A 16,018-nucleotide genomic window follows, 5' to 3' on the forward strand; every position below is an offset into this window, starting at 1 on the left:
CTTGTCGTGGCACAGGTGGGAGGGGTGGCGGGCGTGGTCGAAGAGTACCCGGACGTTCCCCCGCGGCTGGACCTCCGCGAGGGCGGTGCAGGGCAAGGACAACCCGGCCGACCTGATCGATGTGGCGCTGGAGCGGCTGGTCAAGGAGCGCCTGGAGCTGCCCGGCCGCACCACGCCGGACGCGATGGCCTCGGAGATCCGCATCGAGGTGACCACGCGGTTCTTCGCACAGATCGCCGCTCTGCTCGTCGACGCCGACATCATCCGGATCCTCGGGCTGCCGCGGGTGGTGTCCGGCTCGCGCAGCAGGTTCGACGAGCCGAAGCGGCCGGCGAAGGCGCCGACGGTGTCACACCTGCGGGAACACCTTGCCTACCTGGATCGGCTGGAGCTGCTGGGGCCGACTGCGACGTGGCTGGAGGCGTTCCGCTGGGGAAGGTGGGGCACTTCGCCGGGGCAGGCGCGGGTGCTGGACGCGGCCGAGCTGGGCAAGGTCGGCGCCGTGCAGCGGACGGCGCTACTGGTTGTGCCTGCTGTACGTGGCGGATGTGCGGGCACGGGGTGAGCTGGTGTCGTGCTGTGCAAGCGGCTGGCGCGGGTCACCAAGAAGGGCGAGGAGGACCTGGAGGAGCGATACGGGACAACCGATCCCGTCCCACGCCGTTCAGCGCAGTCAGGCCGACCCGACCCGGCCCGCGCCCGCGCCCGCAGCAAGCTCGTTTCATAAGTGTTCGCCTGTGAATCGCCCGGCCCCGTGACACCCGACCTGCGGCGATCACGTTCCATGGGTTGTTCCGAGTTGTTCCGAACGGCGAGTCTCCTGCGACACCTTCATAGAACGATCTGGCGGTGACCGCCGACCCGTACGCGCTCGTTGAAGCGCGCCTGCCCGATGTCCAACTGCGCCGCCCCGGCTGGTTCACCCTGCCGCACCGGCAAGGGCAAGGTGGCTGTGCGGTACCACACCGCGCGATTGCGCCTGGTGCCTCGGCCGGCCAAGACGCTCGACGTGCCCACCCCTCCCGTACGCAAGCCCGGCTCCCCGTGGACCGAGTTGCCGCGGCCTCGGGCCGGGCGGATCCCGTAGGGGCTACGGCTGACCGGTCGGGCGGGCCGGCTGCGGGCGGACCGCTCGCCCCGCCCGCCGCACCGGCCCCGGCCGACGTACCGGTCCGCCGGGACCGCCCACCCGCGCCCGCTCAGCGCCCTCAGCCCTCCAGCAGCGCCGGTGCCAGCTCCCGGAGCTGGGCGAGGCCGGGGTCCGTGGCGTCCGCCGTCAGCGGCTGGACGGCTACGTGGTCGGCGCCCGCGTCGAGGTGGGCACGCACCCGGCGGCGGATCGCGTCCACATCGCCCCAGGCCACGAGCGCGTCGACCAGCCGGTCGCTGCCGCCGTCCGCGAAGTCCTCGTCGCCGAAGCCGAACCGGCGCAGGTTCCCGACGTAGTTCGGCAGCGTCAGATAACGGCTCACATGCCGCTCACGGGCGACCGCGCGGGCCGTCGCCGGGTCGCTCTCCAGCAACACCGCCTGCTCGGGCGCGAGAAGCGGCCCGTCACCGAGGACCTCACGGGCCGTGACGGTGTGCTCCACCGGCACGAAGTACGGGTGGGCGCCGCTCGCGCGGTCCCGGGCCAGCTCCAGCATCTTCGGGCCGAGCGCCGCCAGCACCCGCCCGGGCTCCCGCACCGGGTCCGGGCCCTCGTACGCCGCGCCGTCCATCGCGTCGAGATAGCCGCGCATCGCCGCCAACGGCTTGGTGTACGTGTGACCGCGCACCCCGACGAGCGGGGCGTGGCTGGCACCCAGACCGAGCAGGAAGCGGCCGTCGTACGCCTCGGCGAGGGTACGGGTGGCTGCGCCCGCCGCGGCGGCGTCGCGGGCCCAGATGTTGGCGATGCCGGTGGCGACGGTGAGCCGTTCGGTGGCGGCGAGCAGCAGCCCCGCATGGGTGAACGCCTCCTTCGAGGTGGGCCCCTCCCCCACCCACAGGGCGCCGTACCCGAGGCGCTCGATCTCCGCGGCCGCCTCCCGGCCGACCGCCGCCGGCAGATGACCGAGCCCGCCGTGCCAGACACCTACCGTGCCGATCCGGGTGGCGAGAGCGTGCTGAGGCACCGTTCCTCCAGGGTGTCAGGGGACGCGTTCCACGTCCCGGTCCGTTGCCCTGCTACAGCGCCCCCGGCCCGCCCGGCATTCCTTGATCACGTAACCGGTTCACCGGGAGGGCGCATACGAACGGCGGCCGCCTCCCGGAAGGTTTCCGGAAGGCGGCCGCCGTCGCGTGGGCCAGGAGTGGTCGTCAGCCCTCGACGCCCAGCTTCTCCAGGATCAGTTCGCGGACGCGGGCCGCGTCGGCCTGGCCGCGGGTGGCCTTCATGACCGCGCCGACCAGGGCGCCCGCCGCGGCGACCTTGCCGCCGCGGATCTTGTCGGCGATGGCGGCGTTGCCCGCGATGGCCTCGTCGACGGCCGCGCCCAGCGCGCCCTCGTCGGAGACGACCTTCAGGCCGCGCTTCTCGACGACGGTGTCCGGGTCGCCCTCACCGGCGAGCACACCCTCGATGGTCTGCCGGGCCAGCTTGTCGTTGAGGGAGCCCTCGTCGACCAGCGCGGCGACCCGGGCGACCTGCGCCGGGGTGATCGGCAGTGCGGACAGCTCCACGCCGTCCTCGTTGGCGCGGCGGGCCAGCTCGCCCATCCACCACTTCCGGGCGGCGGCGGAGCCCGCGCCCGCCTCGATGGTGGCGACGATCAGATCGACCGCACCGGCGTTGAGGATCGACTGCATGTCGTGGGCGGAGACGCCCCACTCCTCGCGCAGCCGGTTGCGGCGGACGCGCGGCAGCTCGGGCAGGGCCGCCCGCAGCTCCTCGACCCACGCGCGGGCGGGCGCGACCGGCACCAGGTCCGGCTCGGGGAAGTAGCGGTAGTCCTCGGCGTTGTCCTTGATGCGGCCGGCCGTGGTCGAGCCGTCCTCCTCGTGGAAGTGCCGGGTCTCCTGGACGATGGTGCCGCCGGAGGAGAGGACCGCGGCGTGCCGCTGGATCTCGAAGCGCGCCGCCCGCTCCACGGAGCGCAGCGAGTTGACGTTCTTCGTCTCCGAGCGGGTGCCGAACGTCTCGGTGCCGTTCGGGCGCAGCGAGAGGTTGACGTCGCAGCGCATCTGGCCCATCTCCATGCGCGCCTCGGAGACGCCCAGGGCCCGGATCAGCTCACGCAGCTCGGCGACGTACGCCTTGGCGACCTCGGGGGCCCGCTCGCCCGCGCCCTCGATCGGCTTGGTGACGATCTCGATGAGCGGGATGCCGGCGCGGTTGTAGTCGAGCAGGGAGTGGGACGCGCCGTGGATACGGCCGGTGGCGCCGCCGACGTGCGTCGACTTGCCGGTGTCCTCCTCCATGTGGGCGCGCTCGATCTCGACGCGGAAGACCTCGCCGTCCTCCAGTTGGACGTCGAGGTAACCGTCGTAGGCGATCGGCTCGTCGTACTGGGAGGTCTGGAAGTTCTTCGGCATGTCCGGATAGAAGTAGTTCTTCCGGGCGAAGCGGCACCACTCGGCGATGGAGCAGTTCAGCGCCAGGCCGATCTTGATCGCCGACTCGACACCGATCGCGTTGACGACCGGGAGGGAGCCGGGCAGGCCCAGGCAGGTGGGGCAGGTCTGCGCGTTGGCGTCGGCGCCGAGCGTGGTGGCGCACCCGCAGAACATCTTGGTCTTGGTGCCGAGCTCGACATGGACCTCCAGGCCCATGACGGGGTCGTAGGACGCGAGGGCGTCCTCGTACGACACCAGGTCAGTGACTGTCACGGTGAAACTTTCCCTCTCAGCCCAGCAGGACGTCGTCGTCGCCCAGGCGCTTCAGTTCGCGGTAGAGGATCGCCAGGCCGGTGACGATCGCCGCGGCGGAGACGCCCGCGTCGATCAGCCGGAGCGTGTCGTGCTCGTTGCGGGCCTCCTTGGCCTGCTTGAACACGCTGAAGGCGCCGAACGCGGTGGTGCCGATCGACAGGTACACGCCGGACTTGGACTTCTTGAAGTTCTTGGCCTTCTTGCCGATGTTGCTCACAGTGACGGTGCCTCCTCCAGCAGCGGGTGACCCCACTTTTCCACGAAGGCGGCCTCGACGGCCGAGCCCACCTTGTAGAGGCGGTCGTCCTTCATGGCGGGGGCGATGATCTGCAGTCCGACGGGCAGGCCGTCCTCCGGCGCCAGGCCGCAGGGCAGCGACATGGCAGCGTTGCCGGCCAGGTTCGTCGGGATGGTGCACAGGTCGGCGAGGTACATCGCCATCGGGTCGTCGGCGCGCTCACCGATCGGGAAGGCGGTGGTGGGCGTCGTCGGCGACACGATGACGTCGACCTGCTCGAAAGCGGCCTCGAACTCCCGCGTGATGAGCGTGCGGACCTTCTGGGCGCTGCCGTAGTACGCGTCGTAGTAGCCGGAGCTGAGCGCATAGGTGCCGAGGACGATGCGGCGCTTGACCTCGTCGCCGAAACCGGCCTCGCGGGTGAGGGCGGTGACCTCCTCGGCGGACTTCGTACCGTCGTCGCCGACCCGCAGGCCGTAGCGCATGGCGTCGAACCGGGCGAGGTTCGAGGAGCACTCGGACGGCGCGATCAGGTAGTACGCGGAGAGCGCCAGGTCGAAGGAGGGGCAGTCCAGCTCGACGATCTCGGCGCCGAGGCTCTTCAGCAGCTCGACGGACTCCTCGAACCGCTGCACCACACCGGCCTGGTAGCCCTCGCCGCGGAACTGCTTGACGACGCCGACGCGCATGCCCCGCACGTCGCCGTTGCGGGCCGCCTCGACGACCGGCGGGACCGGCGCGTCGATGGAGGTGGAGTCCAGCTCGTCGTGGCCGGCGATCGCCTCGTGCAGCAGCGCCGTGTCCAGGACCGTACGGGCGCAGGGCCCGCCCTGGTCGAGGGAGGAGGAGAAGGCGACCATGCCGTAGCGGGAGACCGCGCCGTAGGTGGGCTTGACGCCGACGGTGCCGGTGACGGCGGCGGGCTGGCGGATGGAGCCGCCGGTGTCCGTGCCGATGGCGAGCGGCGCCTGGAAGGAGGCGAGGGCGGCGGAGGAGCCGCCGCCGGAACCGCCGGGGATCTTGGTGAGGTCCCAGGGGTTGCCGGTCGGGCCGTAGGCGCTGTTCTCGGTGGAGGACCCCATGGCGAACTCGTCCATGTTGGTCTTGCCGAGGATGACGACGTCGGCGTCCTTGAGGCGCTTGGTGAGCGTCGCGTCGTACGGCGGGATCCAGCCTTCGAGGATCTTGGAGCCGACGGTGGTGGGCATCGTCTTCGTGGTGAAGATGTCCTTCAGCGCGAGCGGCACACCGGCCAGCGGGCCGAGCTTCTCGCCGCGGGCGCGCTTGTCGTCGACGGCGCGGGCCTGGGCCAGCGCACCCTCACGGTCGACGTGGAGATAGGCGTGCACCTTCTCGTCGACGGCCTCGATACGGGCCAGATGGGCCTCGGTCACCTCGACGGCGGTGACCTCGCCGGACGCGATCTTCGCCGCGGTCTCGGCGGCGGTGAGCTTGATCAGGTCTGCCATGTCGGTCACTCCTCCCCCAGGATCTGCGGCACCTTGAAACGCTGCTGCTCCTGGGCGGGGGCGCCGGAGAGCGCCTGCTCGGGAGTGAGCGACGGACGGACCTCGTCCGCCCGCATGACGTTCGTCAGCGGCAGCGGGTGGGAGGTCGGCGGTACGTCTTGGTCGGCGACCTCGGAGACGCGGGCGACCGCGCCGATGATGTCGTCGAGCTGTCCGGCGAAGTGGTCGAGCTCTTCGTCCTTCAGCTCCAGACGTGCCAGCCGTGCGAGGTGGGCGACCTCCTCGCGCGTGATGCCAGGCATGCAGCGTTCCTCTGCTGGTTCTCGGAGTTCCACGTGAACGGGAATCCGACGGGGATCCGCCAGGGATCCGGCTGTCGGGGATCTACGTGAATCTGTACGGCTTGAATCTGTACGGCCCAATCCTATGGCCCCGGCGTAGGGAGCCGCGCCTGCATTCCTGGGGGCCGGCGGGGGTGCGTTCCCGGGGGCCCGGAGCGGGCACCTGCCCGGGGGCGGGTGCGGGGGCGGGTGCGGGTGGCGTCGGCGAGGTGAGTGGGCCGGGTGGGCCGGTCCGGTCCGTATCGGGGAGGAGATGGGTGCGGTGGCGGTGACGAGGCGGTGCCGGTGCCGGTGCCGGTGGGCAAGACGGTGCCGGTGGCGAGGCGGTGCCGGTCAGAGGCTCCCCGGGGAAGGCGGGGTGTCGCAGGCGCCGGGTCCGGCGGAAGAGGCGGGCTCGTCGGGCGGGGCGGGCGCGTCGGGCTCGTCGCGTGCCGCAGGCCCGGCCGGTGTGCCGGGTACGCGGGGCCGGGGCGGGCCGCCGGGTTGATCGGGCACGCCGGGTTGATCGGGCGCACCGGGCAAGGCCGGAGTGCCGGGTTCACCGGGCGAAGCGGACTCACCGGGCTCACCGGATGCGGCGGGCTCAGCCGAGGCGCCGGGTTCACCGGGCAGGACGGGCGCCCCCTGCACGGCGGGCGTGTCCGGCGCGGTGGGCGTGTCCGGCGTGCCGGGCGGCCGGGTGGTGTGGTCGGAGCGGGGAGGAGGGACGGCGGATGGCCGGGTCCTCAGTTCAGGACCTGTCCCGAAGGGCGGTCGGCCGCCCTCTCCGCCGCGAGGGCGGACGTCTCCGACTCACGGTGCCAGCCGTGCTCGCCACGGGCGCGCAGCCAGGCGGTGGTCTCGTCCGGCGGCATCGCCGCCGCCACCAGCCAGCCCTGCACCGCGTCGCACCCGAGGTCGCGCAGGCGCTCCCAGGTCTCGTCGTCCTCCACACCCTCGGCGACGACCAGCAGCCCGAGGGAGTGGGCGAGGTCGAGGGTGCAGCGGACGATCTCGGCGTCCTCGTTGTCGACCGCGAGGCGGGCCACGAAGGAGCGGTCGATCTTCAGCTCGCTGACCGGCAGCCGCCGCAGATGGACCAGGGAGGAGTAGCCGGTGCCGAAGTCGTCGAGGGACATCTTGACGCCGTGTCCGGTCAGCCCGGCGAGGGTGTCGGCCGCCCGCTGCGGGTCCTCCAGCAGCACATGCTCGGTGATCTCCAACTGGAGCGCTCCGGGTGGTACGCGGTGCCGGGCGAGGCGGGCGGCGACCGCGCCCGCGAAGCCCGGCGAGTGCACATCGCGCGGTGAGACGTTGACCGCGACCGGCACCTCCAGGCCCATCGCCCGCCACCGCGCCACCTGGGCGAGCGCGGTCTCCAGCACGTACTCCGTCAGCCGGGGCATCAGACCGGAGGTCTCGGCGATGGCGATGAACTCGTCCGGAGGCACCCGTCCGCGGTCCGGGTGCACCCACCGCACCAGCGCCTCCAGGCCCGCCACATGGCCGTCGAAGCCGACCTTCGGCTGGTAGTGCAGTTCGACGTCCCCGGCGTCGAGGGCGCGGCGCAGATCGCCGAGGAGACCGAGGCGGTCGGGGGTGTTGCCGTCGCGCCGGGCCTCGTAGACCTCGACGCCGCTGCGGTCCCGCTTGGCCTGGTACATCGCGACGTCGGCGCGGCGCAGCAGGCCCTCGGCGTCCAGCGCGTGGTCCGGGAAGACGGCGACCCCCGCGCTCGCTTCGAGGACGAGGGTCAGACCGTCGAGGTCGAGGGGGGAGCCCAGCGTGGCGACGAGGTTGCGGGCCACCCGCTGGGCGCTGGTGAGGGAGTCCGCGGTGGGCAGCAGGACGGCGAACTCGTCCCCGCCGAGGCGGGCCGCCTCGGCGCCGCGTGGCAGGGCGTCGCGCAGCCGGTCGGCGATCTGGAGCAGCAGGCGGTCACCGGCGAGGTGCCCGAGGGTGTCGTTGACCGAACGGAAGCGGTCGAGGTCGATCAGGACCAGGGCGCACCGGGCCTCGATCCGCTCGGCCTCGTCCAGCGCGGACCAGGCGCGCTCCAGCAGCCACTGGCGGTTGGGGAGTCCGGTCAGCGGATCGCGCAGTTGCTCCTCGGCGCGGGCGCGGGCGATCCAGAGGGTGGAGTCGAGGGCGATGAGCGGGACGGCGTAGAGCGGCAGCAGCAGCGGGGCGTGATCGGCGGTGACGGCGATCAGCGGGGCGATGCCGAACAGCGCGACGCCGACCAGTAGCTGACGGGTCAGCGCGGTGCGGGTGACGGTCGGCAGGCCGCCGCCGCGCGGCAGCAGGGTGCACCACAACAGGCCGCGGGTGACCAGGAGATAGCAGGCGGCGGCCGCGACGACCTGCGGGAGGACGGCGAGGTCCCACGCCTCGGGCTGCCAGGGATGGCGGACCGTGGCGGTGTTGCCGAGGGCCGCGCCGCCCAGGGCCGCGGCCCCGACGCCCAGCAGGTCGACCGCGCCGTGCAGGACGGCCTGCCGCCAGCGGTGACGGCGGGCCGCGCCGACGAGGACGACGACGGCGAGGCTGACCAGGACCGCGGGCATCCAGCCGTAGAGGAGGACGACGGCGAGGGCGAGGGCGGCGCCGGAGCCGGTGCCGCCCCACCAGCGGTCCCGGCCGAGGGCGACGAGGTGGCCGACGATGATGCCGGTGAGGACCGCCAGCGACCAGCCGACGGTGCCGGAGGGGAACAGCGCCCGCCGCTCGCCCAGTGTCCAGATCACCCCGCCCAGGAGGGTGAGACCCGCCAGGACGGTGAAGGCGGCGGGCAGCGCGGGCACCACAAGCCGGCGGAGCCGCGACGCCGGAGCGGCGCTGTCGGTCGGTTTCATTCCGATCCCTCTCACAGCCGGCTGTGCCCGCGCCACGGCAGGCGCACCTCTCAACAGTAGGACGCGAAGGGCCCCTACGGGCAGCGATCGGCAGCGGTTGCCCGAATGCGACCTGGCCATCCCGATCACTCTGGTATGCGCCGAAGGGGCGGCCTGTCACTCCTCCTCGGGCGGCGTGACCGCCACCTGGCGTGCCGCGTCAGGCCCTTGTTCCAGCAGTACCGCGAAGCCGTCGTCGTCCAGCACGGGCACCTTCAACTGCATCGCCTTGTCGTACTTGGAACCGGGGTTGTCACCCACGACGACGAATCCGGTCTTCTTGGAAACGGAACCGGTCACCTTCGCCCCGAGACTCTGCAGGGCCTCTTTCGCGCCATCTCTGGTGTGGGAGGCCAGGGTGCCGGTGACGACGACGGTGAGGCCCTCCAGGGGGCGCGGCCCCTCGTCGGCCTGCTGTTCCTCCTCCATCCGGACCCCGGCCGCGCGCCAGCTCTCGATGATCTGGCGGTGCCAGTCGACCTCGAACCAGCGCTTGAGGGAGGCGGCGATGGTGGGCCCGACGCCCTCCACCGCGGCCAGCTCCGCCTCGTCGGCCTCGCGGATGCGGTCGATCGACCGGAACTCGCGGGCCAGCGCCTCGGCGGCCACCGGGCCGACATGACGGATCGACAGGCCGGTGATGATCCGGGCCAGCGGGCGCTCCTTCGCCGCCTGGATGTTCTCCAGCATGGCCAGGGCGTTCTTCTTCGGCTCGCCCTTCTGGTTGGCGAAGAACGTGACGATCTTCTCCTCGCCGGTCTTCGGGTCCCGCTTGGGCAGGCCGGAGTCCGGGTCGAGGACGTAGGACTTGATGGGGAGCAACTGCTCGATGGAGAGGCCGAAAAGGTCGCCCTCGTCCTTCAGCGGCGGCTCGGCGGGCTCCAGCGGCTGGCTGAGCGCGGTGGCGGCGACGTAGCCGAAGTTCTCGATGTCGAGGCATTTGCGCCCGGCGAGGTAGAAGAGCCGCTCGCGGATCTGCGCGGGGCAGGAGCGGGCGTTGGGACACCGCAGGTCGATGTCGCCCTCCTTGGCCGGCTGGAGCGGCGTACCGCACTCGGGGCAGTCGGCGGGCATGACGAACTCCCGCTCGCCGCCGTCGCGCAGATCGACCACCGGGCCGAGGATCTCCGGGATGACGTCGCCCGCCTTGCGGATGACGACGGTGTCGCCGATGAGGACGCCCTTGGCCTTGACGACGTCCTGGTTGTGGAGCGTGGCGAACTCGACCTCGGAGCCGGCGACGGTGACCGGCTCGACGACGGCGTACGGCGTGACGCGGCCGGTGCGGCCGACGCCGACGCGGATGTCGACGAGCTTGGTGTTGACCTCCTCCGGCGGGTACTTCCAGGCGATCGCCCAGCGCGGGGCGCGGGAGGTGGAGCCCAGCCGTCCCTGGAGCGGGATCTCGTCGAGCTTGACGACCACGCCGTCGATCTCGTGCTCGACGGCGGTGCGGCGGGTCTCGGCGTCGCCGTAGCGGGCGATGAACTCGCGGACGGCGGCGAGGGAGTCGACGACGCGGTTGTGCGCGGCGGTGGGCAGGCCCCACTCGCGCAGCAGGTCGTAGGCGTGCGACTGGCAGTCGATGTCGAAGCCCTGCCGGGCACCGACGCCGTGGACCACCATGTGCAGCGGGCGGGTGGCGGTGACCTTCGGGTCCTTCTGGCGGAGCGAACCGGCGGCGGCGTTGCGCGGGTTGGCGAACGGGGGCTTGCCGTCGGCGACGAGGCGTTCGTTGAGCTCCAGGAACTTCTCCATGGGGAAGTACACCTCCCCGCGGACCTCGACCAGCTCCGGGATCCGCTCGCCGGTGAGGCGGTGCGGGATCTCGGCGATGGTGCGGACGTTGGGGGTGATGTCCTCGCCGGTGCGGCCGTCGCCGCGGGTGGCGGCGCGGGTGAGGCGGCCGTGCTCGTAGGTGAGGTTGACCGCGAGGCCGTCCACCTTCAGCTCGCACAGGAAGTGGTATCCGGCGCTCTTCGGGTCGCCGCCCAGCTCCGCGGCGATCCGCTCGGCCCAGGCGGCCAACTCCTCGTCGTCGAAGGCGTTGTCGAGGGAGAGCATCCGCTCGCGGTGCTCGACCTCGGTGAACTCCGTGGCGTACGCGCCGGCGACCTTCTGGGTCGGGGAATCCGGGGTGCGCAGCCCGGGGTGTGCCTCCTCCATCGCCTCCAGGGAGCGCAGCAGCCGGTCGAACTCCGCGTCGCTGATGACGGGGGCGTCCTTCACGTAGTACCGGAAGCGGTGCTCCTCGATCTGCTCAGCGAGCTGCGCGTGCTCCTCCCGCGCCGCCGCGGGCACCTCTGCTGCCGCTGCGTGCTGTTCGCCAGCCACCGTCTTGTCCTCCCGTGGTCCGTGAGTGGTCGTCACTCAGGGTTGTCTGCGAGCGAGGTCGCGGCCCGGACGACGTGGGCGAGCGCGGCGCGGGCGTACGCGGGCGAAGCGCCCGCCAGCCCGCACGACGGGGTGACCACCACGGACTCGGAGAGAGTCCCCGGCGTCAGCCCCAGCCTGCGCCACAGCGTCCTGACACCCATGACGCTACCGGCAGGGTCTGACAATCGGCCGTCCACGCCGGGCACCACTCCGGCGAAGAGCGCGGTGCCGCCCTCCACCGCCTCGCCGATCGCCTCCTCCTCACGCTCGGTGAGCAGGGAGAAATCGAACGAGACGCCCGCCGCGCCCGCCCGCCGCAGCAGGGCGAACGGGACGGCGGGCGCACACGAATGGACGACGACGGGCGCGCCGTCCGCCGCCTCGACGAGGGTGCGCAAGCCGCCCTCCACGTCGGCGCGGTCGACGGCGGGGTGGGTGCGGTAGCCGCTGGCGGACTTCACGCGGCCCTGGAGGACGGCGGTGAGCGACGGTTCGTCGAGCTGGAGGACGGGGCGCGCGCCGGGCACCCGGCGCCGCAGGTCGGCGAGGTGGGCGCGGACGCCCTCGGCCAGCGAGGCGGTCAGGTCGCGGCAGGCGCCCGGGTCGCTGACCGCCGCCTCGCCGCCACGCAGCTCCAGGGCGGCGGCGAGGGTCCACGGCCCGACGGCGGAGACCTTCAGCGGGCCCTCGTACCCCTGGGTGAACTCCTCCAGGGCGTCGAGGTCCTCGCCGAGCCAGGCGCGGGCGCGGCGGGTGTCGCGCCCGGGGCGGTCGCTGATCCGCCAGCCGCTGGGCTCCACATGGGCGTACAGCTCGACGAGGAGGCCGCAGGTGCGGCCGATCATGTCGGCGCCGGGGCCGCGGGCGGGCAGTTCCGGCAGGTGGGGGAAGGTCTCCAGCGAGCCGGTGACGGTTTTGACCGCCTCGCGGGCGTCGCCGCCGGGCATCGAGCCCACGGCGGTCGCCGCCCCCGCGCCCCAGGGGCGTGCGCCGCCCCTTCCGTCCGTTCCGCTGCGCTCACTCGTGCTGTTCTCGCTCACCCGGGAAGCGTATGACGCGGCGGCGCACCCGGTGGCGGGCGGCCCGCCCGGGGCGCGCGGGAGCGCCCCGGACGCGCGGCTCAGCGTCCCGGGCGGACCGAGAGGTCGTTGATCTCGGCGTCGCGCGGCAGGTCGATCGCGGTGAGGATGGCCGTCGCGACCGACTCGGGGTCGATCCAGCGCGCCGGGTCGTACTCCTTGCCCTCCTGCTGGTGGGTGCTGGCCTGCATCGGCGTGGCGGTCCGCCCCGGGTAGACGGAGGTGACCCGTACGCCGTTGCCGTGCTCCTCGCCGCGCAGCGCGTCGGCGAGCGCCTTCAGACCGTGCTTGCTCGCCGCGTACGCGCCCCACTCGGGGTTGGCGCGCAGTCCGGCGCCGGAGTTGACGAAGACGATGTGGCCCTTGGCGACGCGGACCAGCGGCAGCAGCAGCCGGGTCAGCTCGGCGGGCGAGACGAGGTTGGCGGCGAGCTGGCGCTGCCACGCCTTGGCGCCGAAGTCACCGATCGCGCCCAGTTCGAGGACGCCGGCGATGTGCATCAGCGAGTCGAGGCGTTCGGGCAGCGGCTGCTTGCCGAGCGCCCAGTCCAGCTTCTCCGGGGTGGCGAGGTCGCCCACGAGCGTGCGGGCGCCCGGGTACCGCGCGGCCAGTTCCTTGGCGCGTCCGGCGTCCCGGGCCAGCAGCCACAGGTCCTCCCCGCGCTCCGCCAGCCGCCGCGCGACCGCCGCTCCGATGCCCGATCCTGCGCCCGTGATCAAGTGCGTACCCATGCCCCGATCCTAACGAGCCACGGCGGGCGCACGGCCCGTGCCCCCGCACCGGCCGCATCCCGCCGGACCGCCGGTGACCTGGGCGTACGGCATCGCGGGAGGGGTCAGGCGATGATGCCCGCCTGCTCCTCCAGGTAGGCGAGGGCGCCCACGCCGTCCTCGGCGAAGAAGACCAGTTCGGTCAGGGGAAGGGGCAGGAAGCCCTCGGTCTCCATGCGCTGGAACTGTTCCTTGAGGCCGTCGTAGAAGCCGGCGGTGTTCAGCAGGACGACGGGCTTGGTGTGCATCCGGTGCTTGCGCAGTTCCAGGATCTCGGTGGCCTCGTCGAGGGTGCCGGTACCGCCGACCATGATCACGATCGCGTCGGCCCGCTCCAGGAGCTGTGCCTTGCGTTCGGCGAGGTCCCGGGTGACGACCATCTCGTCCGCCCCGGCGCGCGCCTTGTGGGCCAGGAACTCCACGGAGACGCCGATCAGCTTGCCGCCGGTCTCCTGCACGCCGTCCGCCATGACCTTCATCAGGCCGGTGTCGGAGCCGCCCCACACCAGGGAGTGGCCGCCCTTGCCGATCAGCTCGGCGAACTGGCGGGCGGGGGTGGTGTAGCGGTCGTCGAGGTCGGCGGCGGAGCAGAAGACGCAGATGTTCATACGCGCCAGCTTACGAGCCGGGGTACGGCGCCCCTCGGACGGCCGCGGGACGGCCGCCGGGCCGGTGGAACGGCCGGCACCGCCGGCCCCGCACGTCGTCGGGCGGGGCCGCCGGGCGCGTCAGATCAGGCCCTGGGCGAGCATCGCGTCCGCGACGCGCTCGAAGCCCGCGATGTTCGCGCCCGCGACATAGTCGCCCGGCAGGCCGAAGCGCTCGGCCGTCTCGTAGCAGGTGTCGTGGATGTTCCGCATGATCGCGGCGAGTTCCCCCTCGGCCCGCTCGAAGCTCCACGCCTCGCGTGCGGAGTTCTGCCGCATCTCCAGGGCGCTGGTGGCGACGCCGCCGGCGTTGGCCGCCTTGCCCGGCCCGAACGCGACGCCCGCCTCCTTCAGCAGCGCCACCGCCTCCGGGGTGGCCGGCATGTTCGCGCCCTCCGAGACGGCCTTGACGCCGTTGCGGATCAGCGTCCGGGCGGCGTCCGCGTCCAGCTCGTTCTGGGTGGCCGACGGCAGGGCGACGTCACAGGGGACGTCCCACACGCTGCCGCCGGGGACATACCGGGCGGAGCTGCCGCGCCGCTCGGCGTACTCGGAGATGCGGCCCCGCTCGACCTCCTTGATCTGCTGGAGCAGCGGCAGGTCGACGCCCTTCTCGTCGACGACGTAGCCGCCGGAGTCCGAGCAGGTCAGGACGTGTGCGCCGAGCGCCTGGGCCTTCTCGATCGTGTAGATCGCGACGTTGCCCGAGCCGGAGACGGTCACCTGGCGGCCGTCGAACTCCTCACCGCGCCGCTTCAGCATCTCCTCGGTGAAGAGGACGTTGCCGTAGCCGGTGGCCTCCGTACGGGCCTTGGAACCGCCCCAGTCGAGGCCCTTGCCGGTGAGCACCCCGGCCTCCCAGCGGTTGGTGATCCGCCGGTACTGGCCGAAGAGGTAGCCGATCTCACGGCCGCCGACGCCGATGTCACCGGCGGGCACATCGGTGTGCTCGCCCAGATGCCGGTACAGCTCCGTCATGAACGACTGGCAGAACCGCATGACCTCCGCGTCGGACCTGCCGTGCGGGTCGAAGTCGCTGCCGCCCTTACCGCCTCCGATATTGAGGCCGGTCAGGGAATTCTTGAAGATCTGCTCGAAACCGAGGAACTTCACGATCCCGAGATTGACCGAGGAATGGAAGCGCAGCCCGCCCTTGTACGGACCGAGCGCGCTGTTGAATTCCACCCGGAAGCCCCGGTTGACGCGGATCGCCCCGGAATCGTCCTGCCACGGCACCCGGAAGATGATCTGCCGCTCGGGCTCGCAGATCCGCTCCACGATCCTGGCCTCGGCGAACTCCGGACGCGCCGCGAGCACGGGAGCCAGCGTCTCCAGCACCTCCAGCGCCGCCTGGTGGAATTCCGGCTCCCCGGGATTCCGCCGGACCAGCTCCGCGTGCAGGGCCTCGTGCCATCCCGGATGAACCCCGGGGTGGCCCGCGGACTGAATGGTCGACATACTTTCGGATCCCTTCATGACCGACGAAAAGCCGCCCGCCCCCCGATTCCCGACGAAATCGAAAGCGCAACGGCTCACTGAACGTCCTGTCGCGGGACCGAGACTATGGCCCGGGACCCCCTCCTCGACAGTGGGGGCCACAAGGATTCGTATCACCATGGCCATGGGGCCCGCCCGATCCCGGCCGGACACGCTCGGCCAAGCTCCCGATCTCCTGGCCCCGAGAATCCTCTTCGGCCGAGCCCACGCCCGTACCAACGCGGGCCACGGCTCCAGCGACCCCGGAAATCTTCGGGCGTGAAGGCGGCCGCCCCGCAGGCTCCCCGCCTCACAAAGCAGCTCACCGCCGGCATCGACTCCGGTTCCATGCCGCTCACCGCATACCGCTTAGGCCTGCCTCCGCGACCAGTGGCGGGGACACGGCGCGAGAGCCACGGCCGGAATCAACGGAAGGATGTCAGTTCCTCACCGGTGACCCCTGGGGAAGGGACGCGCCTTCCTCACACGCCTGCCCTTCGCCGCCCGAGACATACCGGAGCATGTGGGCGACAACCTCACCGAAGTGCGATCTCTTGCCGGGCGGAACAGAATCGGCGGCATCACCGTAGTAATTAGCCCAGACCCCTATCACCGACTTTCCACTCAAAGGGCTGGTGCAGTTCATGTAGAGCTTGGCGAAATGGTCCCCCATGTACCCAGCCGACTGGCCGAGTTTCACACGCACCCGCTGGTGCCCATGCGACCAGTCCGTGTCTTCTTCGACCCTCTTGGCAACCGAAGGGGACGGGAGATAGTAATAGAGCTTGAGCTCCACCTCTCTCCCTCCTGCCGAAAAAGAGCACTTCTCGGCATTACCTGATTTTCCAAAAGATTTCCGAGTATCCTCGAAAGGGGTCCCCTCGGAAGGAAGAAGGG

General features: G+C 71.9%; 13 protein-coding genes. 1 reads left to right on the plus strand and 12 read right to left on the minus strand.

The window, feature by feature from the left end; genetic code table 11:
* The first annotated feature begins 1 nt into the window (after window position 1).
* Entirely contained in the window at window positions 2–565 is a 564-nt protein-coding gene (locus tag ACGH2B_RS06545; RefSeq protein WP_399085458.1) for a hypothetical protein, read from the plus strand.
* A gap of 643 nt (window positions 566–1,208) precedes the next feature.
* On the opposite strand, the gene ACGH2B_RS06550 is transcribed toward ACGH2B_RS06545, so the two are convergent.
* The 12 genes from ACGH2B_RS06550 to ACGH2B_RS06605 form a co-directional block, all read right to left on the minus strand.
* Window positions 1,209–2,117 (minus strand): LLM class F420-dependent oxidoreductase, encoded by a 909-nt coding sequence (locus tag ACGH2B_RS06550; protein WP_399085461.1) that lies wholly within the window; start codon window positions 2,115–2,117, stop codon window positions 1,209–1,211.
* Window positions 2,118–2,301: 184 nt separating this feature from the next.
* Window positions 2,302–3,810 (minus strand): Asp-tRNA(Asn)/Glu-tRNA(Gln) amidotransferase subunit GatB, encoded by a 1,509-nt coding sequence (gene gatB / locus ACGH2B_RS06555; protein ID WP_399085464.1) that lies wholly within the window; start codon window positions 3,808–3,810, stop codon window positions 2,302–2,304.
* Between the two features lie 16 nt (window positions 3,811–3,826).
* Window positions 3,827–4,069 (minus strand): hypothetical protein, encoded by a 243-nt coding sequence (locus ACGH2B_RS06560; protein ID WP_399085467.1) that lies wholly within the window; start codon window positions 4,067–4,069, stop codon window positions 3,827–3,829.
* Window positions 4,066–5,559, minus strand: coding sequence for an Asp-tRNA(Asn)/Glu-tRNA(Gln) amidotransferase subunit GatA (gene gatA / locus ACGH2B_RS06565; protein WP_399085470.1), 1,494 nt, complete (start codon window positions 5,557–5,559; stop codon window positions 4,066–4,068). Before gatA ends, ACGH2B_RS06560 begins: the two co-directional genes overlap by 4 nt.
* 5 nt (window positions 5,560–5,564) lie before the next feature.
* A complete protein-coding gene (gene gatC / locus ACGH2B_RS06570; RefSeq protein ID WP_030258164.1) occupies window positions 5,565–5,861 on the minus strand; it encodes an Asp-tRNA(Asn)/Glu-tRNA(Gln) amidotransferase subunit GatC in 297 nt (98 codons plus the stop codon).
* A gap of 764 nt (window positions 5,862–6,625) precedes the next feature.
* Window positions 6,626–8,734 (minus strand): putative bifunctional diguanylate cyclase/phosphodiesterase, encoded by a 2,109-nt coding sequence (locus ACGH2B_RS06575; RefSeq protein ID WP_399085473.1) that lies wholly within the window; start codon window positions 8,732–8,734, stop codon window positions 6,626–6,628.
* A gap of 156 nt (window positions 8,735–8,890) precedes the next feature.
* A complete protein-coding gene (gene ligA, locus ACGH2B_RS06580) occupies window positions 8,891–11,107 on the minus strand; it encodes an NAD-dependent DNA ligase LigA (RefSeq protein WP_399085476.1) in 2,217 nt (738 codons plus the stop codon).
* 32 nt (window positions 11,108–11,139) lie between these two features.
* On the minus strand, window positions 11,140–12,189 hold the full coding sequence (locus ACGH2B_RS06585) for a methionine synthase (protein ID WP_399085479.1): 1,050 nt from the start codon (window positions 12,187–12,189) through the stop codon (window positions 11,140–11,142).
* 80 nt (window positions 12,190–12,269) lie between these two features.
* Complete coding sequence (locus tag ACGH2B_RS06590; protein ID WP_399085482.1) at window positions 12,270–12,959, minus strand: SDR family oxidoreductase; 690 nt, start codon at window positions 12,957–12,959, stop codon at window positions 12,270–12,272.
* Window positions 12,960–13,063: 104 nt separating this feature from the next.
* Entirely contained in the window at window positions 13,064–13,606 is a 543-nt protein-coding gene (locus ACGH2B_RS06595) for a TIGR00730 family Rossman fold protein (protein ID WP_399085485.1), read from the minus strand.
* 120 nt (window positions 13,607–13,726) lie between these two features.
* Window positions 13,727–15,103: an NADP-specific glutamate dehydrogenase gene (gdhA, locus tag ACGH2B_RS06600; RefSeq protein ID WP_399085488.1), complete on the minus strand. Its 1,377-nt coding sequence runs from the start codon at window positions 15,101–15,103 to the stop codon at window positions 13,727–13,729.
* A gap of 457 nt (window positions 15,104–15,560) precedes the next feature.
* A complete protein-coding gene (locus ACGH2B_RS06605) occupies window positions 15,561–15,917 on the minus strand; it encodes a hypothetical protein (RefSeq protein ID WP_399085491.1) in 357 nt (118 codons plus the stop codon).
* Window positions 15,918–16,018: the final 101 nt, after the last annotated feature.

It is taken from the genome of Streptomyces sp. BBFR2 (assembly GCF_044497305.1).
Classification (GTDB): domain Bacteria; phylum Actinomycetota; class Actinomycetes; order Streptomycetales; family Streptomycetaceae; genus Streptomyces.

Bases quoted from the DNA above. Each gene is read 5' to 3' on its own strand.
- gatA (WP_399085470.1), bottom strand. From the start codon at position 5,559: ATGGCAGACCTGATCAAGCTCACCGCCGCCGAGACCGCGGCGAAGATC.
- gatC (WP_030258164.1), bottom strand. From the start codon at position 5,861: ATGCCTGGCATCACGCGCGAGGAGGTCGCCCACCTCGCACGGCTGGCA.
- ACGH2B_RS06575 (WP_399085473.1), bottom strand. From the start codon at position 8,734: ATGAAACCGACCGACAGCGCCGCTCCGGCGTCGCGGCTCCGCCGGCTT.
- ACGH2B_RS06590 (WP_399085482.1), bottom strand. From the start codon at position 12,959: ATGGGTACGCACTTGATCACGGGCGCAGGATCGGGCATCGGAGCGGCG.
- ACGH2B_RS06595 (WP_399085485.1), bottom strand. From the start codon at position 13,606: ATGAACATCTGCGTCTTCTGCTCCGCCGCCGACCTCGACGACCGCTAC.
- gdhA (WP_399085488.1), bottom strand. From the start codon at position 15,103: ATGTCGACCATTCAGTCCGCGGGCCACCCCGGGGTTCATCCGGGATGG.